Origin of the sequence: Cellulomonas oligotrophica, assembly GCF_013409875.1 — a bacterium.
In the GTDB taxonomy this organism is placed as follows: domain Bacteria; phylum Actinomycetota; class Actinomycetes; order Actinomycetales; family Cellulomonadaceae; genus Cellulomonas; species Cellulomonas oligotrophica.
In genome coordinates this window covers 3,638,285-3,664,424 of record NZ_JACCBK010000001.1, presented here as the reverse complement: position 1 = coordinate 3,664,424, position 26,140 = coordinate 3,638,285, and the positions used below count along the sequence as shown (strand labels likewise).

The window sequence follows — 26,140 nt, the reverse complement described above, 5'->3', positions numbered from 1 at the left end:
AGAGTCGACGACGACGGCATGCGAGCGTCGCCTCAGCCCCGCTGCCGCGGCGAGGGCGCCGCGGCGGAGCGAGCGTCGGACGCCGGGCGCCCGAGACCGGCGCACGCTTCTCAGCGGTCGAAGGACATCGTGTACGTGTTCGGCTGGACGACGATGGACTCAGGCTTGATCGTCGACGGGTCGCCTCCGTGCGCGAGCACGGTTGCGGCAGCGAACTCCTGCAGAGCGTCCCGCTGTGCCGCAACACGCTCTACGGCGGCGGCCGGGATGCGCCAGTCGCGCCCCACCCGCCGGCCGGGCAGCGACCCGGACGCCAGGCGCTGGCGGATGGCCTGCTGGGTGACGCGAAGGCGCTTGGCGGCCTGCGGGACGGACAAGTCCTCGTCGTCCTCGGCCAGACCTGCGCGGCGGTCGAACTCCTCGGTCGTCATGACCTGCAGGGACTGCGGCGTCCCGCCGGCTGCCGCGACCACGGCCAGCGCGGTCGTCGCGGCCTGGGCCAGGGTCTCGGCGGGCAGGGTGACGATGGCCTCGACGGTGCCGCGCCGGGTCCCGGCGAGCACCGCGTGATACCCGGCCAGGGCCTTCAGGATCGCGTCCGCGTCGTTCTCGACGTCGACGCGACCGACGTCGACGACCGCGTTGAAGCTCGTGCTCATCGGGTGTTCCTCTCGTGGGTGGGGCTGGTGGACGATGGACCCGGGGCGGGAGCCAGTTGCCTTGGCTCCCGCCCCTTCCCGCTACCTCTTCGGCGGCCAGGCGAACCCTGCCCGCCGAAGCGCGGCGATCAGGTTCCTGATCCCCCGGTGGTCGCTCGACGTCGACGCGGCCTGCGTGACGAAGACGCCGTCCCGGTAGACCATCGGGTGCCCGGTCTTGCTGACCCGGACCTCGAAGCCCTGGCGCTCCGCCTCGCGGAGGACCTTGCGGGTGTCCTTGTCCATCATCCCTCCTTCCTGTTGTTCGAACAAGAGAAGGCTACCGCCAGGCTTGCGCTAGCGCAAGCCTGGCGGCGGAAGAGGGCGCATCCGGGCACAGCGACACGGCCCACCAACGGATGTCGGACCCCGCCCGCACCCTGAACCCATGGCCCACCCCGCCGCCGGCACCTGGTACGCACGCCTCGCCGTCAACACCGGCGAACCCCGCGACCAACGCCCCGTCGACCCACCCGCGCCCGCGCTCGCGGACGTCGAGCTCTACGACGGCACCCACGCCCTGCTCGAGGTCGACGTCGTCGCGGCCGCCCGCGGCCTGGTGTGCATCGCCCAGCCGATCGACGGCCGGGGCCCGTGGTTCGCGTGGGTGGCGGCCGCTGACGTGCGTCCGCGACCTAACGTTCGGGGCGCGTGACGTCAGGGATCACGGCGTGGACGCGTTCTCCACCAGGCAGCGTGGCGTCGACGAAGGGCGAGGAGAGGTCCAGCCGGCGACCGGAGGACTTCAGCATCTGCTCGACCAGGTCACGCACCTGGGCGTCGGTCAGCATCGTGGTCGTCAGCTCGGGCTCGCCGCGGCGGGCCACGAACACCTGCGACGGGCTGTTGATCCAGATCTCCTCGACCTCGTCGTCGTCGAGGTACTGCTGCAGCGGACCCAGCCCGGCCACCGCGTCGACCACGGCCTTGTGCGCCGCGGTCGTGTCGACCAGCGGCGGGACCGCCCCGAGCACGGACCGCTCGTCGTAGTCGGCCAGGGCGGCGGACACGAGCGAGACGACCCCGGCGCGGTCCCGCACCGGGTCCAGGCCACGACGACGGATGAGCTCGCGGACCTCGGACTCGAGGATCACCAGCCCGTCGACGCTCACCCGGCCCCCTCACCTGCCGGGCACCGCGTGCCCGGTTCGTCCTGATCGTCCGTTCCGGCGGCGACGCTAGGCCATGCGCACGCACGCCGGGGCGCGTCGTCCACAGACCAGACCCGATGCGCGCGAGAATTCCCCCGACCGTGTCGCCGCGCGCACCCGGTCGGGCGACGGGCGCGCCCGGCGTGGGCCGTGGGTCGCGGCGGGCGGTCGCCGGGTGCCACTACCGTGTGAGCGTGAACATGCCCTTCCCCACCGGCGACCAGCACGAGCTGCGGCTCGGCGACCAGGTCGCCGTCGTCGCGTCCGTCGGCGCCTCCGTGCGCGAGTACCGGGTCGGCGACCGAGACGTCCTGCTCCCCTTCCCCGCGCAGTCCCTGGCGCCGGCGTTCTCGGGCGCCGTGCTGGCCCCGTGGCCGAACCGGCTGCGCGACGGCCGGTACGGCTACCGCGGCACCGCGTACGAGGTCCCGCTGACCGAGCACGAGCGCCAGACCGCGCTGCACGGCCTCGTCGCGTACGCGCGGTTCGACGTCGTCGAGGCGTCCGCGACGTCGGTGACGCTGCGCCACGACCTGGTGCCGACGCCCGGGTACCCGTGGGCGCTGCGCCTGGACGTGACCTACGCGCTGACCGCCGACGGCCTCGTCGTCGAGGTCGTCGCCACGAACCTCGGCGAGGCGACCGCGCCGTACGGGGTGGGGTTCCACCCGTGGCTCTCGCCCGGCCCGGGCGGGGTCGACGCGTGCACCCTGCAGGTCGGCGCCGCGCGCCACGTCACGGTGGACCACCGTCTCCTGCCCACGGGCACCGAGGCCGTCGCCGGTCGCCTGGACCTGCGCGAGCCCGTCGCCCTGGCCGGCCTGGCGCTGGACGACGCGTGGGTCGACGCCGTGCGGGACGCGGACGGCCTCTCGTGGGCGCGCCTGACCGGCGACGACGCACGCACGGTGGCCGTGTGGATGGACGCCACGCTGCCGGCGTGGCAGGTGTGCACGGGTGACGGGATCCCCGGGATCGAGCGCCGCGGCGTGGCCGTGGAGCCGATGTCGTGCGTCGCGGACGCGTTCCGCACCGGCGAGATGCTCGTCGAGCTCGAGCCCGCCGGCACGCACACCGTGCGCTGGGGCGTGCGCCTCGACTGATCGTCGTGACCGGCGGGCCGACCGCCGTCGACGCCCGGTCCGCCGCGTGCGGGCCGGGCGTCCGTGCGTCCGCGACCTGGCCGACGGGCCGGAGGCGGTCGGCACCGACGACCGCACCCGACAGAGCGTCAGGCCCGGCGGCGGTCAGCCGTAGTAGGACCCGTCGGCCTTGACGCCCTTGATGTACTCCCAGTGCCACGGCTCGTAGGGGCCGCTGCCGCCGGACTTCGCCCAGGTGGGGTTCTCCCAGCCGTACACGGGGCCGTTGTCGTTCATCCAGGTCCACCGGCTCGTGCCGGGCTGCAGGCCGCAGATGTCCACGGCGAGGCCCCAGCCGTGGTTCGACTTGCCGGGGGTGGCCGCGAGGCCGCCCTTCTGCGCCTTGAGCGTGTACTGCTCGGCGAGCGTCCGGTAGCCGTCGGTGAGGCAGATGTCGGTGCCGAACCGCGCGACGAACGCGTCGTTGAGCTCGGCCAGCGCCACCGCCGCGTCGGCGCGCAGCTGCTGGCGGCCGTCCCACAGCGTGCACAGGTCGGCGGTGGCCAGCTGGCCGTTGCTGCCGGAGGGCCGGGTGGCACCGTTGCAGCCGGGCAGCGGGTCGCGGTCGGCGGCCCGGGAGACGTCCGACAGCTCGCGCAGCCGCGTCGTGCCGTCCGCCGAGACGAGCGACGTCGGCGGCAGGTCCGACAGCGGGAGGGCCGTGAGCGCGGCGACCGTCGACGGGTAGTCGGGGGCCGTGCTGGGCAGGACCTCGAAGTCGCCCTCGGCCATGCCCTGGGTGACGGGGACGACGACCGTGACGCCGACGAGCGCGGCGAGCACGCCGAGGCGGCCCAGCGTGCGCGGGGCCCGGCGCAGGGGCACGGGGTCGGGCAGCACGTCCGCCGCGTCGGCGGAGGTGGACGCGCGAGGCTCGGCGGGCGCGTCGTGCGGCTCCGCCCGTGCCGCGCGCGACCGCTCGGCGCCGCGTGACGCCCGCCGGGACGCCCGTCCTGCCGGTTCGTGCGCAGGGCCGGGACCGGGCCGCGTCTCGGCGGGCAGAGCCGTCGCGACGTCCACGGGCAGAGCCGTCACGTCGGCCAGGGGCACCGCCGCCTGCGGGCGCGGCTGCGACGGCTGGACGTCGTCACGCCGCTCGGGCACCGGGGTGCTGCGCTCACGCCGCGAGGCCGCCCGCTGCCCTTCCTCGACCGGCGCGGCGAGCTCGCGCTGCACGGGGGCGGGGTGCTCGATCTGCGTGTGCACGGCGGGGGTGGCGACGGGGCGCTGCGGGGGCGACGGCGTCCAGCCCGCCGGACCCGGCCCGGCAGCACGCACGGGGGCCGCCGGCGCCGGGGCGGGCGCGGTCAGGGTGGCCGTGGCGCGGCGCGCACGCGGCTCGGGGGCCTGCTGCTGCGCCCACGCCGGGGCGCTGGTGCGGGGGGCGCGCTCGGCGGCCGTGGGGGTCGGGATCAGGGGTGCCGGGGTAGGCCGTGCCGTGGTCGCCGGACGGGAGGCCGCGGCGGCCGCCTCGCGGAGCTGGCGTCGCGTGAGGGGCACCGGCTGCTCAGGGTGGGACCCCACGACACCTCCGCTCTGCTCGTGCTGCCAGGCCGTCCTGCTCACCTGTGCGGTCACGGAACCATAACGGCACCGTGACGGGGCGTCCAAGACGCGTTCGGGTGCCGATGCCCTGTCAAACGGGGCAAAAGCGGCGACACGCCGAGCGACGCGCCGCGCAATTCACCGATCTCTCACGCTCCCGGACCGTCGTCCAGGTCGCTCGTCCATGATGGCGCACGTCTGCGACGCCGTCACGTGACGTTCATCCGTGGTTGGCCGAGGCGCCGCCGCCGCCCCGCAGCTGCCCGCGCTGCATCGCGTCGCGCACCTCCCCGACAAGCTCCTCGAGGATGTCCTCCAGGAACACGACGCCGACGGTGCGCCCCTCCTCCTCGACACGGGCCAGGTGCGACCCGGAGCGCTGCATCGCGGCCAGCGCGGCCTCGACCTCGTCGCCCGGCCGGACCACCGCGAGGGAGCGGACCCGCCACACCGGCACGGGCAGCCCGCGCGTCGTGTCGTCGGCGTACAGCACGTCCTTGATGTGCAGGTACCCGCCGGGCCGGTCGTCGTCGTCGAGCACGGGGAACCGGCTGAAGCCCGTGCGCGCCACGAGGTGCTCGATGTCGTCCGGGGTGCTGCCCGGCCCGACGGTGACGAGGCCCTCGACGGGCACCATGACCTGCTCGGCGGTCCGGTCGGAGAACTCGATCGCGCCCGCGAGCAGCCCCTGCTCGTCGGCCAGCAGGCCCTCGGCCTGCGAGCGCTCCACGATCGACTGCACCTCCTGCGCCGTGAACGCCGACGCGACCTCGTCCTGCGGCTCGACGCGGAAGGCGCGCAGCACGTGGTTCGCCAGCCAGTTCAGCGCGCCGATGACAGGGCGCAGCACGCGGGCGACCCACACCAGCGGCGGGCCGAACAGCAGCACGGCACGGTCGGGGCCGGCGACCGCGAGGTTCTTCGGCACCATCTCCCCCAGCACCACGTGCAGGTACACCACGACGAGCAGGGCGACGACGAACGCGATCGGGTGGGTGAGCCCGTCGGGCACGCCCAGGGCGTGCAGGGGCACCTCGAGGGCGTGGGCGATGGCGGGCTCGGCGACCAGGCCGAGGCTCGTCGAGCAGACGGTGATGCCGAGCTGGGCGGCGGCGAGCATGAGCGAGACGTGCTCCATGGCCCACAGCACGGTGGTCGCCCGCCGGTCGCCGGCCTCCGCGAGGGGTTCCATCGAGGACCGCCGTGCGGACATGAGGGCGAACTCCGCGCCGACGAAGAACGCGTTGAGGCCGAGCAGGACGACGGCGAGCGCGAGGGCGAGCGTGCTGCTCATCGCGGACCCCCGTCCTCGGGGGCGGGGACGGCACGGACGCGGACGCGCTCGACGCGGCGCCCGGACATGCGGGCGACCCGCAGGTGCACGTCGTCGACGACGACCTCGTCGCCCTCCACGGGCACGCGGCCGAGGCGGGCCATCAGCAGGCCGCCGAGGGTCTCGTACGGGCCGTCGTCGGGCACGCGCAGGCCCGTGGCCTCGGCGAGCTCGTCGGGCCGGGTCACGCCGGGCAGCAGCCAGGACCCGTCGGGACCGCGGGCCGCGGAGACGCGGGTGCGGTCGTGCTCGTCGGCGACCTCGCCGACGAGCTCCTCGACGACGTCCTCGAGCGTGACGAGCCCGGAGGTGCCGCCGTACTCGTCGACGACGACGGCCATCTGCAGACCCTGGGCCCGCAGCTCCACGAGCAGGGGGCCCAGGCCGACGGTCTCGGGCACGCGCGGCGCCTCGACCATGAGCGCGGCCGCGGGGACCTCGGCGCGCTTGTCGTGCGGCACGGCCATGGCCTTGCGCAGGTGGACCAGGCCCACGACGTCGTCGCTGGAGTCGCCGATGACGGGGAACCGGGAGTGGCCGGTGCGGCGGGCGAGCGCCATGACGTCGGCCGCGGTGTCGTCGTCGCGGCGCACCACGTGCAGGCGGGTCCGGTCGGTCATGACGTCGACGGCGGTGAGGTCGGAGAACGCGATGGAGTTGGTCAGCAGCGTGGCGGTCGCGGCGTCGAGCGTGCCCTGCTCGGCCGAGCGACGCACCAGCGACGCGAGCTCGGCGGGCGACCGCGCGCCCGAGAGCTCCTCGACGGGCTCGATCCCCGCGCGGCGCAGGATCGCGTTCGCGGTGCCGTTGGTCACGGTGATGACGGGGGCGAGCGCGGTGGTGAACCCGACCTGCAGCGGTGCGACGAGGCGGGCGGTGCCGAGCGGGCGGGCGATCGCGAAGTTCTTGGGCACGAGCTCGCCGAAGAGCATCGAGAACCCGTTGACGACGACCAGCGCGAGGACCGCGGCGAGCGCGCCGACGGCCGCGCGGCCGAGCCCGGAGGCCTCGAGCGGGACGCCGAGCAGGCGGGCCACGGCGGGCTGGGTGGTGTAGCCGAGCAGCACCGTGGTCAGCGTGATGCCGACCTGCGCGCCCGACAGCTGGGTCGACAGGCGCCGCAGCGCGCGCAGCACGGCCCGCCCGCGGGCGTCGTCGGCCTGCTGCCGCTCGACGAGGCCCGGGTCGAGCGTGACGAGGGAGAACTCGGAGGCGACGAACACCGCGGTGCCGGCGGTGAGCGCGACGCCCAGCAGGACGAGCAGCCACTCGGTCAGCACGGGCGTCCCCGGTGCCGCCAGGTGCCGTCGGTGCCCGGGACGGCGCAGGGCCGCACCCGTGCTGCGCGGCGCGTGCGGCACCGGCGGGTCTCGGAGGAGGAGGTCAGGTGAGGGCCGGCGTCGTCCTGGCCGGCCGCCGCGTCGTCCGCCGGGCCGGCGGAGGAGGTGCGGGGGGCGGGGCCAGGACGCCGGCAGCGACTTGAGCTGCTCATGGTGGGCGACATCATACGAGCGCACCGGCGCGGCGGCCCTGCCGCGGCGGGCCCCCGCGGGACGGCGACGGGGCGGACCGCACCGCTCGGCAGGGCACCTCCAGCAGGGTGTGCCAAGGTGACCCCATGGTGAACACCGTGTCGCAGCCGGGCGCCACGACCGTCCTCGTGGTCGAGGACGAGCCGGCGATCGCCCAGGCCATCGTGCACCGCCTGTCCGCGGAGGGCTGGCGCGTGGAGTCCGTCGGGGACGGGCACGCCGGCGTGGCCGCGGCCTCGCGGCTGCAGCCCGACGTCGTCGTGCTCGACGTGATGCTGCCGGGCATCGACGGGCTGGAGGTGTGCCGGCAGATCCAGGCCGAGCGCCCCGTGCCCGTCCTCATGCTCACGGCCCGTGACGACGAGACCGACATGCTGGTGGGCCTCGGCGTGGGCGCCGACGACTACATGACGAAGCCGTTCTCGATGCGCGAGCTCGTGGCGCGCACGAAGGTGCTGCTGCGGCGCACGGAGCGGGCGGCGCGCGCCGCGGAGATGGCGTCGGCGCACCTGCCGGAGCCGCCGATGGTCGTCGGCGACGTGACGATCGACCGTGCCCAGCGCCGGGTGGTCCGCGCGGACGCGGAGGTGCACCTGACGCCCACGGAGTTCGACCTGCTGCTGACCCTGGCGTCGGCCCCGCGGACCGTGCTCACGCGCGAGAAGCTGCTGGCGGACGTGTGGGACTGGGTCGACGCGAGCGGCACCCGCACCGTCGACTCCCACATCAAGGCGCTGCGCCGCAAGCTCGGCGCCGACCTGATCCGCACGGTGCACGGCGTGGGGTACGCGTTCGAGCCGGCCGACGGCACGGCCGACCCCGCGGGGGCGACGTCGTCGTGACGGTCCCCGCCCGACCGCCCGTGCGGCACGCGCGCTCCGACGTGCACCGCGCCCGGCTGCCGGACATCCGCCCGCTCGACCGCTTCCGCACCATCAAGATGAAGCTGGGCGTGCTGGTGGCCGCGAGCGTGACGCTGGCGTCGTTCATCCTGTGGCTGGGCTACGGGCAGGCGCTGGGGCCGAGCCGGACGCTGCCGCTGGCGATCGCGCTGTCGCTGGTGCTGACGCTGCTGCTGGCCCGCGGCATGACGTCGCCGCTGCGGGAGATGACGGCGGCGGCGCGGGCCATGGCGGCGGGCGACTACAGCCGCCGGGTCCGCTCGACGAGCCGTGACGAGGTCGGCCAGCTCGCCGAGGCGTTCAACACCATGGCGGACGACCTGCAGCAGCTCGACACGTTCCGCCGCGAGCTGGTGGCGAACGTGTCGCACGAGCTGCGCACGCCCGTGACGGCGCTGCAGGCGCAGCTGGAGAACCTCGTCGACGGCGTGAGCGAGCCCGACCCCGCGACGCTGCAGGCCGCCCTGGCGCAGACGCAGCGCCTCTCGCGCCTGGTGGGCTCGCTCCTCGACCTGTCCCGGGTCGAGGCGGGCGCCGTGCCGCTGGACGCGCAGGAGGTGCCCGTGCAGCGCCTGCTCACCGAGGCCGCCGAGGAGGGCCGCCTCGTCGGGGCGCCGAAGGGCCTGACCTTCCCCGTCTCGGTGGAGCCCGCGGACCTGACGGTGCACGCCGACCCCGAGCGCCTGCACCAGGTGCTGGCCAACCTCCTGCAGAACGCGGTCCGGCACTCCCCCGCCGGCGCCGAGGTGCGCCTCGAGGCGCGCCGCGTGGGCCGGTCGGTGCAGATCGACGTGGTCGACAGCGGCCCGGGCATCGCCCGCGAGCAGCGGGCCCACGTGTTCGAGCGGTTCGTGCGCGGCAACACCCCGGCGCTGACGGGCCAGGGCTCGACGGGCGGGACGGGCCTGGGCCTGGCCATCGTGCGCTGGGCGGTCGAGCTGCACGGCGGCACGGTGGAGGTCGCCGACAGCGCGTCCGGCACGGTGATGCGCGTCCGGCTCCCGGGTGCCGGCACGGTCGGTCCCGCCGAGCCGCGGCGCGGCTTCCCCCGTCGCTGACCACCGGCACCGGCCGGGTCGTCACGCCGGCGGCGGGGCGCGCGGACCGGCCGGCGCCGTCGTCCCGGGGGTGCGCGGGACCGTCTCTTGAGGCCGGTCGGACACGCGCTTTCCCCGTCGTTGACCCGCGCCGCGAGCAGGGGTGAAGACGTCGCGCAGATCGCGCCGGAGCACGTCCGCCGACGCGTGCCAGGGCCCTTCGACCCCTTAGTGTTGTCGTCAACAGAACTGGCGACGTCGCGGTTTGGCGAACCGCGCACCGGAAGTGGGCGATCCCAGCGTGACCCAGAACGCGAAGTCCGACCTCCGTGCCGACTTCGGCGCGAACGAGTGGCTCGTGGACGAGCTCTACGAGCAGTACACGAAGGACCGGAACGCGGTGGACCCCGCGTGGTGGGACTTCTTCGAGGGCTACAAGCCCGGGTCGGGGGCCGCCGAGGCGGCACCGGCCGAGGCGGACCGCACGCCGGCCGCCGGCGGCACCGGGACCGCCGCGCCGGCCGCCGGGACGGGCGCGCCCACGCCGTCCGCCCCGCCCACGCCGGTCGCGCAGCCCCCGGCCCCCGAGCCGGCGGCGACGGCCTCCCCGGTCGCGACGGCGCAGCCCGCCACGGCCCCGTACGCCCAGGCCGCGGCGACCCGCCAGGACGACGGGACGGCGGACGCCCCCGTCGACGAGGTGCAGAAGCTGCGCGGCCCCGCCGCGCGCGTCGTGACGAACATGGAGTCGTCCCTCGAGGTGCCGACGGCGACCTCGGTGCGCGCGATCCCGGCCAAGCTCATGGTCGACAACCGGATCGTCATCAACAACCACCTCGCCCGCGGGCGGGGCGGCAAGGTGTCGTTCACGCACCTCATCGGCTTCGCGCTGGTCGAGGCCCTGCGGGAGATGCCCGCGATGAACGCCGCCTACACGCTCGTCGACGGCAAGCCCGGCGTGCTGCAGCCCGCCCACGTGAACCTCGGCCTGGCGATCGACCTGGCCAAGCCCGACGGCACGCGCCAGCTGCTGGTGCCGTCGATCAAGAAGGCCGAGACCCTCGACTTCGCGCAGTTCTGGACCGCCTACGAGGACGTCGTGCGGCGCGCCCGCAACAACAAGCTCGCGGTCGACGACTTCGCCGGCACCACGATCTCCCTGACCAACCCCGGCACGATCGGCACGGTGCACTCCGTGCCGCGCCTCATGCAGGGCCAGGGCACGATCCTCGGCGTCGGCGCGATGGACTACCCCGCCGAGTTCGCCGGGACGTCCGACGAGCAGCTCAACCGCATGGGCGTGTCGAAGGTCCTGACGATCACGTCGACCTACGACCACCGGATCATCCAGGGCGCCCAGTCCGGTGACTTCCTGCGCATCCTCGGCCGCAAGCTGCTGGGCGAGGACGGGTTCTACGACCGCGTCTTCGCCGCGCTGCGCGTGCCCTACGAGCCGGTCCGCTGGGTCCGCGACGCGGGCCACGACCCCGACGTCGAGGCGATCAAGCCCGCGCGGATCGCCGAGCTCATCCACGCGTACCGGTCCCGCGGTCACCTCATGGCGGACACCGACCCGCTCGCGTACCGCCAGCGCAAGCACCCCGACCTCGACGTCCAGAACCACGGCCTGACGCTGTGGGACCTCGACCGCGCGTTCCCCACGGGCGGCTTCACCGGACGCTCGCGGGCCACGCTGCGCGAGGTGCTGGGCCTGCTGCGCGACTCGTACTGCCGCACGATCGGCGCCGAGTACATGCACCTGCAGGACCCCCGCCAGCGCCGGTGGCTGCAGGAGCGCCTCGAGGCCGGGTACGCACGCATGCCCCGCGAGGACCAGCTGCGGATCCTGCGCCGGCTCAACGCCGCCGAGGCGTTCGAGACCTTCCTGCAGACCAAGTACGTCGGGCAGAAGCGGTTCTCGCTCGAGGGCGGCGAGTCGCTCATCCCGCTGCTGGACGCGATCCTGTCGCGCGCCGCGAACGGCGGCCTCGACGAGGTCGGCATCGGCATGGCGCACCGTGGTCGGCTCAACGTCCTGGCGAACATCGCGGGCAAGTCGTACGGGCAGATCTTCAGCGAGTTCGAGGGCAACCAGGACCCGAAGTCGGTCCAGGGCTCGGGCGACGTGAAGTACCACCTGGGCACCGAGGGCGTCTTCACGGCCGAGTCGGGCGCCACCACGCAGGTGTACCTCGCGGCCAACCCCTCGCACCTCGAGGCCGTCGACCCGGTGCTCGAGGGCATCGTGCGCGCCAAGCAGGACCGGATCGACCTCGGCGGCGACGGGTTCTCGGTGCTGCCGATCCTCATCCACGGCGACGCGGCGTTCGCCGGGCAGGGCGTGGTCTTCGAGACGCTGAACCTCGCCCAGCTGCGCGGCTACCGCACGGGCGGCACGATCCACCTGATCGTCAACAACCAGGTCGGCTTCACCACCGGGCCGTCGTCGTCGCGCTCGTCGCAGTACGCGACCGACGTGGCCAAGGGCCTGCAGGTGCCGATCTTCCACGTCAACGGGGACGACCCGGAGGCCGTGGTGCGGGTCGCGGAGCTCGCGTTCGAGTACCGCGAGCAGTTCGACCGCGACGTCATCATCGACATGGTCTGCTACCGCCGCCGGGGCCACAACGAGGGGGACGACCCCTCGATGACGCAGCCGATGATGTACAACCTCATCGAGGCCAAGCGGTCGGTGCGCAAGCTGTACACCGAGACCCTCGTGGCGCGCGGCGACATCACGCTCGACGAGGCCGAGCAGGCGCTGCGCGACTACCAGCAGCAGCTCGAGCGCGTGTTCGCCGAGACCCGCGAGGACGGCTGGACGCCGCCGCCGCCGGAGTCCGAGGCCGTCGCGGGCCTGGAGCGCCCGGAGTCCCAGCTCGAGGACGCCGGGATGATGGTCGGCTGGCAGACCGCGGTGCCCGCGTCGATGCTCGAGCGCATCGGCCGCGCGCACGTGCAGCCGCCCGAGGGCTTCACCGTGCACCCCAAGCTCGCCCAGCTGCTGGCCCGGCGCGAGCAGATGAGCCGTCAGGGCGGCATCGACTGGGGCTACGGCGAGATCCTCGCGTTCGGCTCCCTGCTCGTCGAGGGCACGCCGGTGCGCCTCGCGGGCCAGGACTCGCGTCGCGGCACCTTCGTCCAGCGGCACGCCGTCCTGCACGACCGGCAGACGGGTGCGGAGTGGACGCCGCTGCTGTACCTGTCGGGCGACCAGGCGAAGTTCTGGGTCTACGACTCCTCGCTGTCGGAGTACGCGGCCCTCGGGTTCGAGTACGGGTACTCGGTCGAGCGACCCGACGCGCTGGTGCTGTGGGAGGCGCAGTTCGGCGACTTCGTCAACGGCGCGCAGACCGTCATCGACGAGTTCATCTCCTCGGCCGAGCAGAAGTGGGCGCAGCGCTCGTCGGTGGTCCTCCTGCTGCCGCACGGCTACGAGGGCCAGGGCCCGGACCACTCGTCCGCCCGCATCGAGCGGTTCCTGCAGCTCGCGGCGGAGGACAACATGACCGTCGCGCAGCCGTCGACGCCCGCGTCGCACTTCCACCTGCTGCGCCGGCAGGCGTACGACCGCCCCCGCCGGCCGCTGGTGGTGTTCACGCCGAAGTCGATGCTGCGGCTGAAGACGGCGACCTCGGCCGTCGAGGACTTCACGACGGGTACGTTCCGCACCGTGATCGGCGACGACCTCGCGTCGGCGAAGGCCGAGCAGGTCACCCGCGTGCTGCTGTGCTCGGGCAAGGTCTACTGGGACCTGCTCGCCCACCGCCTGCAGTCCGGAGACCAGCAGACCGCGATCGTCCGGTTCGAGCAGCTGTACCCGCTGCAGCCCGAGGCGATCCGCGAGGCGCTGGCCCCGTTCGACGGCGCCGAGCTCGTGTGGGTCCAGGACGAGCCCCGCAACCAGGGCCCGTGGTCGTACATGTCGATGCACCTGCCGCAGCTCGTCGAGCGTCCCCTGCGGGTCGTCTCCCGCCACGAGTCCGCCTCGCCGGCCGCGGGCTCGGCCAAGAAGCACGCGGCGGAGCAGAAGGAGCTCGTCGAGGCGGCGTTCCGCCGCTGACACCGCACGGACGAGGCCCCGGCCCCCCTCGCGGGGGCCGGGGCCTCGTCGGTGGGGGCGTGGGCCCCGTGCGGTGCGTCAGCCCATCTCGGTGAGGTGGGCGACCTCGGCGCTGAGCACCTCGGCCATGCGCGAGAGGCCGCCGTCGCCGTCGCCGGCGGCGGTGGCGATCGCCCCGACCTCGTCGTCCATGCTGCGGATCGTGGCCACGACGACGTCGATGGCCGCGGCGGCCGCGGCGGCGGACTCCTGCACGGCCGCGACGGCCGCGGCGATGTCGTCGCTGGACGACCCGGCGGAGTCGGCCAGCACCTTGACCTCGTCGGCCACGACCGCGAACCCGCGCCCGGCCTCGCCGGCCCGGGCCGCCTCGATCGTCGCGTTGAGGGCGAGCATGCGGGTCCGGCCGGAGATGAGCCGGATGATCTCGACGGCCTGCGCGATCTGCTGCGAGCTGGCCTCCAGGCCCTGCACGGTCGCGAGCGCCTCGTCGGCCCCGGCGACCCCGCGGCGGGCGTTCTCGGCGAGCGAGCTCACCGACGCCGACAGCTCGGTCGACGCGGCGGCCACGTGGGACGACACCTCGCCGGCGTTGCGGGCGATCCGCTGCCGCGCCTCGGCCTGCGCGGCGTAGTCCCGCGTGAGGGTGCGGTGCACGGAGCCGATGGACCGGGCGGCGGTCTTGAAGGCGCCCGGCAGGCCACGGGTCAGCAGCCGGCGGTGGAACCGCCCCTCGGACGCCGCGGCGAGCGAGACCCCGGCCTCGCGCACGAAGGCGTCGGTGACGTCGAGGAGCTGGTGCAGGTGGTCGCGGATGGCCGCGGTCCGGGGGTCGCCGGACAGCAGGCCGACGCGCGGCTCCAGGTCGCCCGTCGCCGCGGCGCTGAGCACGCGGAGGATCTCGTCGAGGTCGGTGCCGATCGCGGCTGCCGCCGCCGAGTCCTGCTGGGACCGGTCGGCCGTCTGCTGGCGTGCCATCACGCCTCCCCGTCGGTGTCGTTGATGATGCCCCACACGAACTCGTCGTACGTGGTGCCGGCCTCGGCGAGGACGGTGTCGAGCTCGGCGCGGCCGGCGGCGGTCGCGGCGCGGGCGCCCTGCTCGCGCCGCTCGGCCTGCAGCAGCCGGGCGTACAGCGGCGTGATCCGTGCGATCGCGGCGGGCGCGGGCCAGCGCCGGTTGGAGTGGTACCCGACGATGCGCCCGTCGGTGGACGTCGACGCGGTGACGTGCGCGAGGACCCAGTAGCCGGCGCCGTCGCCCGCGAGGTTGAGGATGTAGGCGAAGAGCTCCTCGCCGCGCGCGATGGTCTCCCAGAGCAGCGAGAACACGGCTCGCGGCATCTCGGGGTGGCGCAGCTGGGAGTGCGGTGCGCCGAGCAGCTCGCACTCCGGGTAGGCGCTGATGCGCAGGAAGACGTCGTTGGCGTAGGTGATGTGCCCACGAGGGTCGGTCTTGGACACGATGATCTCGTCGTGCCCGAAGGTCCTCATGACTCCGGTCGGCGCCGGACGGGTCTGCTGCATAGGTCGGTCTCCCCTGACGATGCTCCGACCCGCCTATCGGCCGCCCCGGGAGGCCTGTGACTCGTCGGCCATGACGAGTTGGTGGGCGGTCATGGCGTCGGGGCGGCGCCGTCGACGCACGCGAACCTGCGCCGGTACGCCTGGGGGCTGGTGCGCAGGGTCCGGGCGAAGTGCTCGCGCAGGTGGGCGGCGGTGCGCAGCCCGCACCGCCGGGCGATCTCCTCCACGCCGGCGTCGGTCCGCTCGAGGAGCTCCTGCGCACGCGCCACCCGCTGCCGGGCGACCCACGCCGCGGGGGTGGCCCCGGTCTCGGCCCGGAACCGGCGCGCGAAGGTCCGCTCCGAGAGCAGGGCGCGCGCCGCGAGCGCCGGGACCGAGAGGTCCTCCTCGAGGTGCTCGAGCATCCAGGCGAGCAGCGGGGCGAGGGTGTCGGCCCGGGGCGGCAGCGGCGTGTCGACGTACTGCGCCTGCCCGCCGTCGCGCTGCGGCGGCACGATCATGCGGCGGGCGACGGCGGTCGCGGCGGCGGCGCCGAGCTCGCGCCGCACGAGGTGCAGGCAGGCGTCGATGCCGGCGGCGGTGCCGGCGCTGGTGATGACCGTGCCGGCCTCGACGAAGAGCACGTCCGGGTCGACGACGGCCGCCGGGTGGCGGCGGGCGAGGTCGTCGGCGTGCATCCAGTGCGTGGTGCACCGGCGCCCGTCGAGGAGTCCGGCCTCGCCGAGGGCGAAGGCCCCGCTGCAGATGCTGAGGACCCACGCTCCCCGGGCGTGGGCCGCCCGGAGCGCGTCGAGCACGGCGGCGGGCACGGGCACCGGCAGGGAGCCGTACGCGGGGACGACGACGAGGTCGACGTCCGTGGTGGCGTCGAGCCCGTGCTCGACGACGAGCGAGAAGCCCGTCTTGGTGGGCACCGGCACGCCGGGGTCCGGGCCGCACACCCGGAAGTCGAAGGAGGGCCCCCCGGTGTCGGAGCGGTCGATCCCGAACACCTCGCACGCCACGCCGAGCTCGAAGGGCGAGGTGCCGGGCAGGACGACGGCGGCGACGGATCGGAGCACGGACCCACACTCCCACGCGGTTGGCAGGATCTCAACGGATATCGGCACTCCTGCCACTAGTGACGGATAACCCGCGCCCGCAGACTTTCTGCCATGACTCTTCTTCCTCTCGTCCTGCTCCTCCTCCCGCTGCTGGCCGTCCTGGTCGCGCTCGCCCTCGTCGTCCGCCGCGACGGCCTCGGCCACCGCCCTCCCCCGCGCTCCCACCACGCCTGGGACGACCGCCCGGCATGACGCCAGCCCGCCCCGCCCCGCCCCGCCCCGCCCCGCCCCGGCGGCAGGCAGCCGTGGATCCGCCCGGCCACCATGACGGCGCGCCCGTGACTCGCAGCACACCGGTCACCCGTGCGGGTGGTCCCCACCGGGCCCTGCGCGCCGATCCGCGACAGGGCCGCAGGATCATCGGGCTCCTGGCCCGGCGTGCTGCGACACTGTCGCCAGCGCCGGGTGCCCCCGGCGCCCGGCACGGGCGGGAGTGATGAGGGTGGGTGAGCTGCCGCTGCGGCTCGCGGTGATCGGCGACGAGCTGGCCGCGGGCGTCGGCGACCCCAAGGGCCTGGGCTGGGTCGGCCGCGTGGCCGCCCGCACGAGCGCCCCGCACCCCCTGACCGTCCTCACCCTGGCCGTCCCCGGCGAGACCAGCACCGAGCTCGGCGGCCGGTGGGACGGCGAGGTGTCGCGGCGCCTCGCGCCCGACGCCGACAACCGCCTGGTCGTCGCCGTCGGGCGCGCGGACGTGCGCGCCGGCCTCTCGCTGGCGCGCAGCCGCCTCAACCTGGCCAACGTGCTCGACGTCGCGGAGCAGCGCCGGATCCCCGCGTTCGTCGTCGGCCCGCCGCCCGGCGACCCGGCCGAGGGCGACCGGCTCGCCGAGCTCTCGGCAGCCCTGGGCGACGTCGCCGCGCGCCGCCGCGTGCCGTACGTCGACACGTACACGCCGCTGGCGCCGCACGACCAGTGGCTCGCCGACATGGCGACGTCGCCGGACCACCTGCCGGGCCAGGCCGGGTACGGGCTGATCGCCTGGCTCGTGCTGCACACCGGCTGGCACGCGTGGCTGGGCCTGCCCCAGGACGACTGAGGACGCTCAGCGCAGCGTCGAGCGGACCGACCGCAGGGCGGTGTCGAGCACGGTGCGCACCGTCTCGACCGTCAGCTCGTCCACGCCGTCGCGCGCGTCGGCCACCCGCAGGTCCGCGCGCACCTCGTCGACGAACCTGCGGACCAGGGCCTCGGCCTCCACGCGACGACGGTGCGAGGCCGCCCGGCCCGGGTCGGGCACCCCGGGCGTCGCCGTGTCGCGCGCGCGCTGCGCGGCCGCCGCGAGGTCGGCGCGCAGCTCGCGCATCGCCGCCTGCACGTCGGTGCGCACCTGGGTCGCCTGCCGCCGGACCGTCTCGGCGATCTCCTCCTCGAGGTGGGCCAGGTCGCCGCGGCGCGCGTCGAGCTCGGCCCGGCCCGCGTCGGTCAGCGCGTAGGTGGCCTTGCGGCCCTCGTCGGTGCGGACGACCAGCCCCTCCTCCTCGAGGCGGGACAGCCGCGGGTACACCGTGCCCGCGCTGGGCCGGTACGTGCCGCCGAAGCGGTCGGACAGGGCCGTGATGAGCTCGTAGCCGTGCCGGGGCCCGTCCTCCAGCAGCGCCAGCAGGTAGAGGCGCAGCTGCCCGTGGGCGAAGACCTGCACCATCAGGCGTCACCCCCCGTCGGGACCGGGGCGTCCTGCGGGGCGTCCTGCGGGGCGGCGGCCGCGTGCGAGCGGAGCACCGTGACGTGCCCGGTGACGGTCGTGGCCGAGAGGAAGCAGCCGCCCTCGCCCGCGTCGACGTCGACCGTGCGCTGCCCGGGCCCGGTGCCCTTGTGCTCGACGCCGTCGACGACGAGGCGCCCCGAGACCGACTGCGCCCGCACCTGCAGACCCGCGCCGTCGGGCACCCGGACGGTGAGGTCGCCCGCGACCGTCGTGACGGTCAGCGACGAGGTCCCGGCGCCGACGTCGAGCGAGACGGCCCCCGAGACCGCGCTGCCCTGGACGAGCGTGAGGTCGCCGGAGGCCGCGATCTCGCCCGAGACGGTCTGGAACCGCAGGTCGCCGACGTGCGCACGCACCACGACCTCGCCGGTGACGGTGTGCACGGTCAGCCGGCCGTGCACGTCGTCGACGACCATCGAGCCCGAGACGGTCGAGACGTGCGCGTCCTCGCGCAGCCCGGCCACGAGCCCGTCGGCGCTGACCGTGCCGATGCGCGCGAGCACCGCGGCGGGCACGGCGACGTGCACGTCCGCCCGGTCCTTGTCCTGGAAGTTGCGGAACTTCTCGACGAAGCCCTCCCAGCCGCCGAGCGTGAACGCGTAGCCGACGCGCAGCTCGCCGTCCGTGAGCCCGACCTCGAGCGGACGCCCGTCGACGCCGTGCACCTCGAGCCGCGCGCCCGTGGCGGCCGGGTCCGCGTGCGCGACGACGTCGACACGCCCGCCCACGAGCCCGACGCGCAGCGAGCGCACGTCCTCGACCTCGATCACCTGCGGGCCGGCGACGACCCAGGACTCCGACGCCATGACGTCCTCCTCATGCGATATGTCGTGTGGTCCACTCACGATATGTCGCGTCGCTCGACCCGGCAAGACTCCCGCACCGGCCGGTGCGGCGGGCGACCGGTGCGGCCGCCCGCCGCGCGGTCAGGCCACGGACCAGCCGCCGTCCGACGGCAGCACCGCCCCGTTGACGTTCGTGCCGTCGTCGCTCAGCAGGAACGTGATCGACGCCGCGAGCTGGGCGGCCTCGGCCACCGCCGGCATGGCGGCCATCGCGACGCCGATCCGCTCGCGGCCCAGCGGGGAGGCGAAGCGGCTCTCGATCCCGGTGAGCACCGGGCCGGGTGCGACCGCGTTGACCCGGACGCCGGACGGTCCGTACATGTGCGCGCTGCTGCGCGTCAGGCCGACGACCGCGTGCTTCGACGCCGTGTACGCCACCCCCGCGGCCGAGCCCCGCAGCGCCGCCTCCGAGGCGACGTTCACCACCGAGCCCCGACCGGCCGCGAGCATGAGCGGCAGCAGCGCCCGGGTGAGGCGGAACGCACCGTCGACGTTCACCGCGAACACCCGCTCCCACACGGCGTCCTGCACCTCGTGCAGCGGCGTCATGTCGTCCATCACGCCGGCGACGTTCGCGAGCGCGTCCACGCGGCCGTCCACGGCGGCGACGACTGCCCCGACGCCGGCCGGGTCGGTGATGTCGGCCTGCACGGGCACGACGTCCGCGGCGGGCAGCTCGGCCACGAGCGTGTCCAGCCCGGCCGCGACCAGGTCGACGGCCACCACGCGGCCGCCCTCGCGGGCCACGCGCGAGGCGGTCGCCCGGCCGATCCCCGACCCCGCACCGGTGACGACGACCGTCTGCCCGGCGAACCGCCCGGGCGTGACCCGCTCGACCCACGGCTCGGCCTCGGGCACGTCGTCCTGCGGCACGTCGTCGTGCGCCCCGTCGCCGGCCGCCCCGGCGGCCCGGTCGTCGGACGGCACGCCGCCCGGCGGGACGTCACCCGCCTCGGCGCGTCGCACGAGGTCGTCGACGACCTCCTGGGTGAGCAGCCCCTTGCTCAGCGCGACGAGGCGCTGGAGGGAGAACATCCGCACCGGTCGCAGGTCGCCGGCGTCGCGCCCGTTCTCGGCGAGCATCGCACGCAGCAGGGGCCCGCCGACGGGGTGGTCGAGCCAGGTCCCCACCGACGACCTCGCGGTGAGCGCCTTGTCCTTCGTGGCCATCATCGTCCTTCCGACGCGCACGCCGGCCGCGACGCCCGCGACCGCTGCGTGCCCGGCGATGGTCACCCGCGCGCCGCCCGTAGTCAACTAAGTTGACTCGCGCGCCGACGGGCGGCCGAGGGCCGCGCCGGTCAGCCCTGCGGGGTCAGCAGACCCTGCAGCAGCCCGCCGTACGTGCGTGCCAGCAGGTCCGGGTCGGCCGCGCGCAGCACCTCGTCCTCGGCCACCCACAGGGCGTACAGCAGCCCCCCGACCAGGGCACCCGCCAGCCGGGCGCGCAGGTCCGCGTCGGGGCCCTCCAGCCGGGCGCGCAGCGGTGCGACGAACAGCTCCTCGTGCACCGTGCGCAGCCTCGACCCGACCGGCCCCAGCGCGCTCGCCCGCACCAGCGCGAGGAAGACGCCCCGCACGTGGTCGTCGGCGTCGAGCAGGTACCGCACGAACCGCTCGCCCAGCGTCCCGACCGGCCCCTCGTCCAGCGGCTGCCCGAGGTCGAGGTGCATCGTGTCGAGGAAGAGCGCCTCCTTCGACGTGAAGTGCCGGATCACCAGCGCCGGGTCGACACCCGCGTCCGCCGCGATCTGGCGCACCGACGTCCCGGCGTACCCGTGCGCGGCGAACAGCCGCGTCGCCGACCCGTGCACCCGGTCGCGCGTCCGCGCCGCCTCACCCGCCATGCCCGCAGCGTACGAGACGCCCGCGTGGGCAGATGCTCAGGCGACGAGCCCGGCCCCGCGCAGCTCCACGGTCAGGTCGTGCGGGTTCGTCGCGGCCGCGAGCGCGTCGTCGTAGGTGATGACGTCGTCGCGCACGAGCCCGAACAGGTGCTGGTCGAACGTCTGCATCTTGTAGAAGTCGCCGTCGCGGATCAGGTCGAGCAGCGGCGGGTTCTCCTGCGGCTCGACGATCGCCTCGGCGGTGCGGCCCGTGTTGACCATGACCTCGACCGCGGAGCAGCGCCCGTTGCCGTCGGCGCGGCGCACCAGGCGCTGCGACACGATGCCGCGCAGGGACTGCGCCAGGGCGATGCGCACCTGCTTCTGCTCGTGCGGGGGGAAGAAGTCGACGATGCGGTTGATCGTCTCGGCCGCGTCGATGGTGTGCAGCGTCGAGAGCACCAGGTGCCCGGTCTCGGCCGCGGACAGGGCCGCGCGGACCGTCTCGACGTCGCGCATCTCGCCCACGAGGATCACGTCCGGGTCCTGGCGCATCGCCGCACGCAGGGCCACGGTGAAGTCCGCGGTGTCCTGGCGGACCTCGCGCTGGGAGACGATCGCCTTCTTGTCCTTGTGCAGGATCTCGATGGGGTCCTCGATCGTGACGATGTTGACCTCGCGGTACGTGTTGATGAGGTCGACCATCGACGCGAGCGTGGTGGTCTTGCCCGAGCCCGTGGGCCCGGTGACGAGCACGAGGCCGCGCGGCTCGAGCGCGAGCTCGCCGACGACCTCGGGCAGGCCCAGCTCGGTCATCGACTGCGCGCCGACCGACACCCGCCGGAACACCAGCCCGTACGTCCCGCGCGCCTGGTAGGCGTTGACGCGGAAGCGGCCGACGCCGGGCAGCGAGTAGGCGAAGTCCGCCTCCTTGGTCTCGCGGAAGGTGTCCACGAGGTCGTGCGGCAGCACCTCCTCGAGCATGCGCGCCGTGTCGTCGGGCGACAGGTCGGGCGCCTGGAGGCGGCGCAGGCGTCCGTCGACGCGCACCCGCGGCGCCGAGCCGACCTTGCAGTGCAGGTCGGACCCGTGCGTGCTCACGAGCGCGTGCAGGAAGGGGACGACGGACTGGATCGGCTCGCTCACGACCTCAGACATCGGCCACCGGCACCCCGGACTTGAGCGGTGCAGGGGTGCGTCGGGTGCCGCGTGTGCGAACGGCACCCCTGACCTGTGGGACGATGGTCGGCGAGAACCCGGTGCGTCGACGTCTCGCGCGTGCGCACCAGATGAACGAGGAGATCGATCTCATGAGCAAGCGCGGCCGCAAGCGTCGTTCCCGCAAGGGCAACGCTGCCAACCACGGCAAGCGCCCCAACGCCTGAGCGTCGGCGCGCAGCACCCGTCACGAAGGGCCCCGGAGCACGCTCCGGGGCCCTTCGTCGTGCTCGCGCCGTCCTGCTCGGCAGTGCGGGCGCGTCAGCCCTCGTCGGTCGGCACGACCTGCAGGCGCATCACGGTGATCTGCTCGTGGATGCGCAGCCGCAGCTCGGCGGGCGCCTGCTCCTTCTCGCAGCAGCGCCGCACGAGGGCCTTCATGACGACCTCGAGCTGCTCCTCGTGCAGGCAGGGCGTGCACTCGGCGAGGTGCTCCTCGACGCGCTGACGGTCCAGCACCTCGAGCTCGGAGTCCACGTACTCCCAGAGCCGGGCCACGGCCTCGTCGCACGGCAGCCCTGCCCCGCACGGGTCGGCGGCCTGCTGCGGCTCCACGTGCCCCTCCCCCGGCGCGCTCACCGCCCGGCCTCCGGCCCCGTCGGCGCGGCGGCCACGAGGCCGCGCTCGCGCGCGTAGTCGGACAGCAGCTCGCGCAGCTGTGCACGTCCGCGGTGCAGACGGGACATCACCGTCCCGATCGGCGTCCCCATGATCTCCGCGATCTCCTTGTAGGCGAAGCCCTCGACGTCGGCGAGGTAGACCGCGATGCGGAAGTCCTCGCCGATGCGCTGCAGGGCGTCCTTCACGTCCGAGTCCGGCAGGTGGTCGAGCGCCTCGGCCTCCGCCGAGCGCAGGCCGCGCGACGTGTGCGACTCCGCCCGCGCGAGCTGCCAGTCCTCGATCTCCTCCGACCGCGACTGCTGCGGCTCGCGCTGCTTCTTGCGGTAGGTGTTGATGTAGGTGTTCGTCAGGATCCGGTACAGCCACGCCTTGAGGTTCGTGCCCGGTCGGTACTGGTGGAACGCCGCGAACGCCTTGGTGAAGGCCTCCTGGACGAGGTCCTCGGCGTCGGCCGGGTTCCGCGTCATCCGCAGCGCGGCGCCGTACAGCTGGTCGAGGTAGACCAGCGCCTCGGCCTCGAACCTGTCGGTGCGCGCGGCGTCGTCCTCCGACTCCGGAGCCCTCGTGGTGCCCGTGGGCAGGTCCTCGCTCATCGCCCACGAGCCTAGACCGCTCACCTGAGAGCCACCTGCGGACGCCCTGGGCGCGGCACCGAGGCCCACCGGCACGGCGGCCGCGGCGACGTCGATGCGGGTCACGGGCACGCGCAGGGGCGCCGCCACGAGGACGGCGGGGTCGGGGGTGGGGACGACGGACGTCGTCGCGTCGTCCCGGGTCGCCACGGCACAGCTCATGGGGGCCACAACACGGACGCGCCGGTGCCGCATTCCCGCGCCCGACCGGCCGTCCGCGCCGGGCCGCACTAGCGTGGAGGCGATCACCGTGCCCGGTCCTGGTCCGGGACGTCGAGGAGGTTCTCGTGCTGCTGCGCCGCGTCGCCCGTCCGTTGTTCGCCTCGTGGTTCCTCACCCAGGGGCTGGACGCCCTGCGCCACCCGGCCGCGCACGCCCGCCGCGCGCGCGAGGGCGTGGCCGCCGTCGCGGACCGCGTGCCCGCCAAGGCCCGCACCGGCGTGGGCGGCCCCGTCGCCGACGTGCTCGAGGGCCGCCTGACGGACGCCCAGATGGCCACGGCCGTGCAGGCGCACGGCGCCGCGGTCGTCGTCGCGGCCGCCATGCTCGCGGTGGGCCGTGCGCCGCGGACCGCCGCGCTGGCGCTCGCCGGGCTGACGCTGCCCCTCGCGCTCGTCGACCTGCCGGTCGGCGGGCGGCGCACCCTGACGCCGCAGGCCCGCCAGGAGCGCACCGAGCGGTTCGTGCGCGCCGTGGCGTTCACCGGCGGTGCGCTGCTCGCCGGCATCGACCTCGAGGGGCGCCCCGGCGTCGCGTGGCGCCTCCAGCACGCGCGCGCCGACCGCGCCCGCCTCGCCCAGGCCCGCGCGGACGCCACGGCGTGAGCGCGCACGGCCTCGCTAGCCTGGGCGCATGACGACCCCGAGCACCCCCACCTGGTCGGCGCCGCTCGCCGACGGCCCGCTCGACGCGCTGGTGGAGGTGCCCGGCTCGAAGTCGCTGTCGAACCGCTACCTGGTCCTCGCGGCCCTCGGCGACGGCCCGAGCCGGCTGCGCGGGGTCCTGCGCTCGCGCGACACCAGCCTCATGGCGGACGCGCTGCGGGCCCTGGGCGCCCGGGTCGACGAGGACGGCGCCGACTGGGTCGTCACGCCCGGCCCGGTCCGGGGGGACGTCGACGTCGCGTGCGGCCTCGCGGGCACCGTGATGCGGTTCCTGCCCGCCGTCGCCGCGCTGGCGGACGGCCCGGTGCGGTTCGACGGCGACCCGCAGGCGCGGCTGCGCCCCATGGGGCCGGTGCTCGAGGCGCTGCGCGGGCTCGGCGTGCGCGTCGACGAGGACGGCGAGCCGGGGCGGCTGCCGTTCACGGTGCACGGGCGCGGGTCGGTCGCCGGGGGGCACGTCGACGTCGACGCGTCGGGGTCCAGCCAGTTCGTGTCCGGGCTGCTGCTCGCGGCGTCGCGGTTCGAGCAGGGGCTGACGGTGCGGCACACCGGTACGACCCTGCCGAGCCTGCCGCACATCGAGATGACCGTCGCGGTGCTGCGTGCGGCGGGCGTGACGGTCGACGACTCGCGGCCCGAGATCTGGCGCGTCGAGCCCGGCCCCGTCGCGGCGCGGGACCTGCGCGTCGAGCCGGACCTGTCGAACGCGGCACCGTTCCTGTGCGCCGCGATGATCGCCGGTGGCACCGTCCGGGTGCCCGGCTGGCCGTCCGCCACCACCCAGCCGGGGGGCCTGCTGCCCGGCATCCTCGAGCGCTTCGGGGCGTCGGTGAGCCTCGACGGCGACGTGCTCGCGGTCACGGGCACCGGTCAGGTGCACGGCGTCGACCTGGACCTGCGCGCCGCCGGCGAGCTCGCCCCGACGCTCGCCGCCCTGGCCGTGCACGCGGGCTCCCCGACCCGGCTGCGCGGGATCGCGCACCTGCGGGGGCACGAGACCGACCGCCTGGCCGCCCTCTCGGCCGAGATCACGCGGCTCGGCGGGCAGGCCGAGCAGACCTCCGACGGGCTCGTCATCACCCCGCGGCCGCTGCGCGCGGGCACGTGGCGCTCGTACGCCGACCACCGCATGGCCACCGCCGGCGCGCTCGTGGGTCTGCGGGTGCCCGGGGTGCAGGTCGAGGACGTCGCGACCACGGCCAAGACGCTGCCGGGCTTCGTCGACCTGTGGGCCGCGATGCTCACGCCGGGCGCCGTCCGCGCGGGGGCCGACGCCTGATGCCCGCACGGGCCTTCGACGAGCGCGACGTCCGCATCCGCCCCGGCAAGGGCTCGCGGCCGCGCACCAAGCAGCGCCCCGAGCACGCCGACGCACGCACCGCGATGGTCGTGGCCGTCGACCGCGGGCGGTACACCGTCCTCGTCGACCCCGGCGGCTCCGACGAGACCCGGGTGCTGGCCATGAAGGCCCGTGAGCTGGGCCGCCAGCGGGTCGTGCCCGGCGACCGCGTCGACGTCGTCGGCGACACCAGCGGCGACGACGGCTCGCTCGCGCGCATCGTGCGGATCGGCGACCGGCGCACCGTGCTGCGCCGCACCGCCGACGACACCGACCCCGTCGAGCGTGTCATCGTCGCCAACGCCGACACCCTCGTGGTGGTGACCGCGCTGGCCGACCCCGAGCCGCGCACCCGCATGATCGACCGGTGCGTCGCCGCCGCGTACGACGCCCGCATGGACGTCGTCCTCGCCCTGACCAAGGCCGACCTGGCGTCCGCCGACGAGCTCACCGCCATGTACGCGCCCATCGGGGTCGAGGTCGTCGTCACCCGACGCGGCGACGACGGCGCGATCGTCGGCCTCGACGCGCTGCGCGACCGCCTCGACGGCGAGATCTCGGTGCTCGTCGGGCACTCGGGCGTCGGCAAGTCCACGCTCGTCAACGCCCTGGTCCCGGACGCGCGCCGGGCCATCGGCCGGGTCAACGACGTCACCGGCCGCGGCCGGCACACCTCGACGTCGGCCGTGGCGCTGGAGGTCCCCGGCACGCGCGAGCCGACGTGGGTCGTCGACACCCCGGGCGTGCGCTCCTTCGGCCTCGCGCACGTCGACCCCGCGCACCTGCTGCACGCGTTCGCCGACCTGGCCGCGGTGGCCGAGGAGTGCCCCCGCGGCTGCACGCACCTGGAGGGCTCGCCCGACTGCGCGCTCGACGAGTGGGTGGAGGCCGCCGGCGACGACGAGACCCGGGCCGCACGGGCCGCGCGGCTGTCCTCGTTCCGTCGCCTCCTGCTCAGCCGGCTGGGCACCACCGACGCCGACGCGCCCGACCGCCCCCGCTGACGCCGGCGAGCGTCCCGGCCTGCGCGCCGCC

At 75.1% G+C, this 26,140-nt stretch carries 26 protein-coding genes and 1 pseudogene; 11 read left to right on the top strand and 16 right to left on the bottom strand.

The genetic code is table 11. From position 1 onward, the window contains the following. Positions 1-110 precede the first annotated feature (110 nt). On the bottom strand, positions 111-659 hold the full coding sequence (locus tag BKA21_RS16650) for a helix-turn-helix domain-containing protein (RefSeq protein WP_140460084.1): 549 nt from the start codon (positions 657-659) through the stop codon (positions 111-113). Between the two features lie 81 nt (positions 660-740). Next, positions 741-944 carry a hypothetical protein gene (locus tag BKA21_RS16645; protein WP_170209082.1) on the bottom strand — a complete coding sequence of 68 codons (204 nt, stop codon included), beginning with the start codon at positions 942-944 and terminating at the stop codon, positions 741-743. A 142-nt stretch (positions 945-1,086) separates the two neighbouring features. Between BKA21_RS16645 and BKA21_RS16640 the strand changes: the two genes are divergently transcribed. Next, positions 1,087-1,353: a hypothetical protein gene (locus BKA21_RS16640; RefSeq protein WP_140460082.1), complete on the top strand. Its 267-nt coding sequence runs from the start codon at positions 1,087-1,089 to the stop codon at positions 1,351-1,353. Here BKA21_RS16640 and BKA21_RS16635 read toward each other — a convergent pair. Then, positions 1,346-1,810, bottom strand: a pseudogene (locus BKA21_RS16635) (CpaF family protein); the annotation flags it as partial. The gene BKA21_RS16640 and the pseudogene BKA21_RS16635 overlap by 8 nt on opposite strands. Positions 1,811-2,049: 239 nt before the next feature. On the opposite strand from BKA21_RS16635, the gene BKA21_RS16630 reads away from it, so the two are divergent. After that, positions 2,050-2,952: an aldose 1-epimerase family protein gene (locus tag BKA21_RS16630; RefSeq protein ID WP_140460290.1), complete on the top strand. Its 903-nt coding sequence runs from the start codon at positions 2,050-2,052 to the stop codon at positions 2,950-2,952. 144 nt (positions 2,953-3,096) lie between these two features. Here the strand turns inward: BKA21_RS16630 and BKA21_RS20295 are convergent, their stop codons facing one another. From BKA21_RS20295 to BKA21_RS16615, 3 genes are all read right to left on the bottom strand, one after another. Beyond that, complete coding sequence (locus tag BKA21_RS20295) at positions 3,097-4,515, bottom strand: D-alanyl-D-alanine carboxypeptidase family protein (protein ID WP_140460081.1); 1,419 nt, start codon at positions 4,513-4,515, stop codon at positions 3,097-3,099. Positions 4,516-4,756: 241 nt separating this feature from the next. Then, positions 4,757-5,830, bottom strand: coding sequence for a hemolysin family protein (locus tag BKA21_RS16620; RefSeq protein ID WP_140460080.1), 1,074 nt, complete (start codon positions 5,828-5,830; stop codon positions 4,757-4,759). Next, positions 5,827-7,149, bottom strand: coding sequence for a hemolysin family protein (locus BKA21_RS16615; RefSeq protein ID WP_140460289.1), 1,323 nt, complete (start codon positions 7,147-7,149; stop codon positions 5,827-5,829). The genes BKA21_RS16620 and BKA21_RS16615 overlap by 4 nt, the downstream gene beginning before the upstream one ends. Positions 7,150-7,487: 338 nt before the next feature. Between BKA21_RS16615 and BKA21_RS16610 the strand changes: the two genes are divergently transcribed. The 3 genes from BKA21_RS16610 to BKA21_RS16600 all read left to right on the top strand — a co-directional run bounded on the left by BKA21_RS16610 (position 7,488) and on the right by BKA21_RS16600 (position 13,403). Then, positions 7,488-8,243 (top strand): response regulator transcription factor, encoded by a 756-nt coding sequence (locus BKA21_RS16610; RefSeq protein ID WP_140460079.1) that lies wholly within the window; start codon positions 7,488-7,490, stop codon positions 8,241-8,243. Next, complete coding sequence (locus BKA21_RS16605) at positions 8,240-9,361, top strand: sensor histidine kinase (RefSeq protein WP_140460078.1); 1,122 nt, start codon at positions 8,240-8,242, stop codon at positions 9,359-9,361. Before BKA21_RS16610 ends, BKA21_RS16605 begins: the two co-directional genes overlap by 4 nt. A gap of 280 nt (positions 9,362-9,641) precedes the next feature. After that, complete coding sequence (locus BKA21_RS16600; RefSeq protein WP_140460077.1) at positions 9,642-13,403, top strand: multifunctional oxoglutarate decarboxylase/oxoglutarate dehydrogenase thiamine pyrophosphate-binding subunit/dihydrolipoyllysine-residue succinyltransferase subunit; 3,762 nt, start codon at positions 9,642-9,644, stop codon at positions 13,401-13,403. A gap of 78 nt (positions 13,404-13,481) precedes the next feature. Here BKA21_RS16600 and BKA21_RS16595 read toward each other — a convergent pair whose 3' ends face one another. From BKA21_RS16595 to BKA21_RS16585, 3 genes are all read right to left on the bottom strand, one after another. Then, complete coding sequence (locus tag BKA21_RS16595; protein ID WP_140460076.1) at positions 13,482-14,381, bottom strand: methyl-accepting chemotaxis protein; 900 nt, start codon at positions 14,379-14,381, stop codon at positions 13,482-13,484. After that, on the bottom strand, positions 14,381-14,896 hold the full coding sequence (locus BKA21_RS16590; RefSeq protein WP_239072900.1) for a PAS domain-containing protein: 516 nt from the start codon (positions 14,894-14,896) through the stop codon (positions 14,381-14,383). The genes BKA21_RS16595 and BKA21_RS16590 overlap by 1 nt, the downstream gene beginning before the upstream one ends. Positions 14,897-15,018: 122 nt before the next feature. Then, positions 15,019-15,990 carry a GlxA family transcriptional regulator gene (locus BKA21_RS16585; RefSeq protein ID WP_140460074.1) on the bottom strand — a complete coding sequence of 324 codons (972 nt, stop codon included), beginning with the start codon at positions 15,988-15,990 and terminating at the stop codon, positions 15,019-15,021. Between the two features lie 93 nt (positions 15,991-16,083). On the opposite strand from BKA21_RS16585, the gene BKA21_RS16580 reads away from it, so the two are divergent. Together BKA21_RS16580 and BKA21_RS16575 are read left to right on the top strand one after the other, a co-directional pair. Then, the gene (locus tag BKA21_RS16580) at positions 16,084-16,224 is read left to right on the top strand and encodes a hypothetical protein (protein WP_170209087.1); all 141 of its coding nucleotides are present in this window, start codon (positions 16,084-16,086) and stop codon (positions 16,222-16,224) included. Between the two features lie 244 nt (positions 16,225-16,468). Beyond that, positions 16,469-17,071, top strand: a complete 603-nt coding sequence (locus tag BKA21_RS16575; RefSeq protein WP_140460073.1) for a GDSL-type esterase/lipase family protein — start codon at positions 16,469-16,471, stop codon at positions 17,069-17,071. Positions 17,072-17,077: 6 nt separating this feature from the next. On the opposite strand, the gene BKA21_RS16570 is transcribed toward BKA21_RS16575, so the two are convergent. The 5 genes from BKA21_RS16570 to BKA21_RS16550 form a co-directional block, all read right to left on the bottom strand. Then, positions 17,078-17,677, bottom strand: coding sequence for a PadR family transcriptional regulator (locus tag BKA21_RS16570; protein ID WP_140460072.1), 600 nt, complete (start codon positions 17,675-17,677; stop codon positions 17,078-17,080). Continuing rightward, entirely contained in the window at positions 17,677-18,546 is an 870-nt protein-coding gene (locus BKA21_RS16565) for a DUF4097 family beta strand repeat-containing protein (RefSeq protein WP_140460071.1), read from the bottom strand. Before BKA21_RS16565 ends, BKA21_RS16570 begins: the two co-directional genes overlap by 1 nt. A gap of 120 nt (positions 18,547-18,666) precedes the next feature. Continuing rightward, positions 18,667-19,755: an SDR family NAD(P)-dependent oxidoreductase gene (locus tag BKA21_RS16560; protein WP_140460288.1), complete on the bottom strand. Its 1,089-nt coding sequence runs from the start codon at positions 19,753-19,755 to the stop codon at positions 18,667-18,669. 131 nt (positions 19,756-19,886) lie between these two features. Next, on the bottom strand, positions 19,887-20,432 hold the full coding sequence (locus BKA21_RS16555; protein WP_140460070.1) for a TetR/AcrR family transcriptional regulator: 546 nt from the start codon (positions 20,430-20,432) through the stop codon (positions 19,887-19,889). Between the two features lie 36 nt (positions 20,433-20,468). Further along, complete coding sequence (locus tag BKA21_RS16550; RefSeq protein WP_203793503.1) at positions 20,469-21,557, bottom strand: type IV pilus twitching motility protein PilT; 1,089 nt, start codon at positions 21,555-21,557, stop codon at positions 20,469-20,471. Between the two features lie 164 nt (positions 21,558-21,721). Between BKA21_RS16550 and BKA21_RS20380 the strand changes: the two genes are divergently transcribed. After that, positions 21,722-21,796 (top strand): 50S ribosomal protein bL37, encoded by a 75-nt coding sequence (locus BKA21_RS20380; RefSeq protein WP_099052597.1) that lies wholly within the window; start codon positions 21,722-21,724, stop codon positions 21,794-21,796. A 94-nt stretch (positions 21,797-21,890) separates the two neighbouring features. On the opposite strand, the gene rsrA is transcribed toward BKA21_RS20380, so the two are convergent. Together rsrA and BKA21_RS16535 are read right to left on the bottom strand one after the other, a co-directional pair. Further along, positions 21,891-22,184 carry a mycothiol system anti-sigma-R factor gene (rsrA, locus tag BKA21_RS16540; protein WP_140460287.1) on the bottom strand — a complete coding sequence of 98 codons (294 nt, stop codon included), beginning with the start codon at positions 22,182-22,184 and terminating at the stop codon, positions 21,891-21,893. A gap of 20 nt (positions 22,185-22,204) precedes the next feature. Then, positions 22,205-23,044: a sigma-70 family RNA polymerase sigma factor gene (locus BKA21_RS16535; protein ID WP_306458099.1), complete on the bottom strand. Its 840-nt coding sequence runs from the start codon at positions 23,042-23,044 to the stop codon at positions 22,205-22,207. A gap of 125 nt (positions 23,045-23,169) precedes the next feature. On the opposite strand from BKA21_RS16535, the gene BKA21_RS16530 reads away from it, so the two are divergent. Genes BKA21_RS16530 through rsgA form a run of 3 tightly spaced genes read left to right on the top strand, consistent with a single transcriptional unit; the run spans position 23,170 to position 26,109 of the window. Then, positions 23,170-23,706 (top strand): DoxX family protein, encoded by a 537-nt coding sequence (locus BKA21_RS16530; protein ID WP_140460068.1) that lies wholly within the window; start codon positions 23,170-23,172, stop codon positions 23,704-23,706. Positions 23,707-23,734: 28 nt separating this feature from the next. Next, the gene (aroA, locus tag BKA21_RS16525; protein ID WP_140460067.1) at positions 23,735-25,045 is read left to right on the top strand and encodes a 3-phosphoshikimate 1-carboxyvinyltransferase; all 1,311 of its coding nucleotides are present in this window, start codon (positions 23,735-23,737) and stop codon (positions 25,043-25,045) included. Continuing rightward, entirely contained in the window at positions 25,045-26,109 is a 1,065-nt protein-coding gene (gene rsgA / locus BKA21_RS16520) for a ribosome small subunit-dependent GTPase A (protein WP_140460066.1), read from the top strand. Before aroA ends, rsgA begins: the two co-directional genes overlap by 1 nt. The last annotated feature ends 31 nt before the right edge of the window (positions 26,110-26,140 follow it).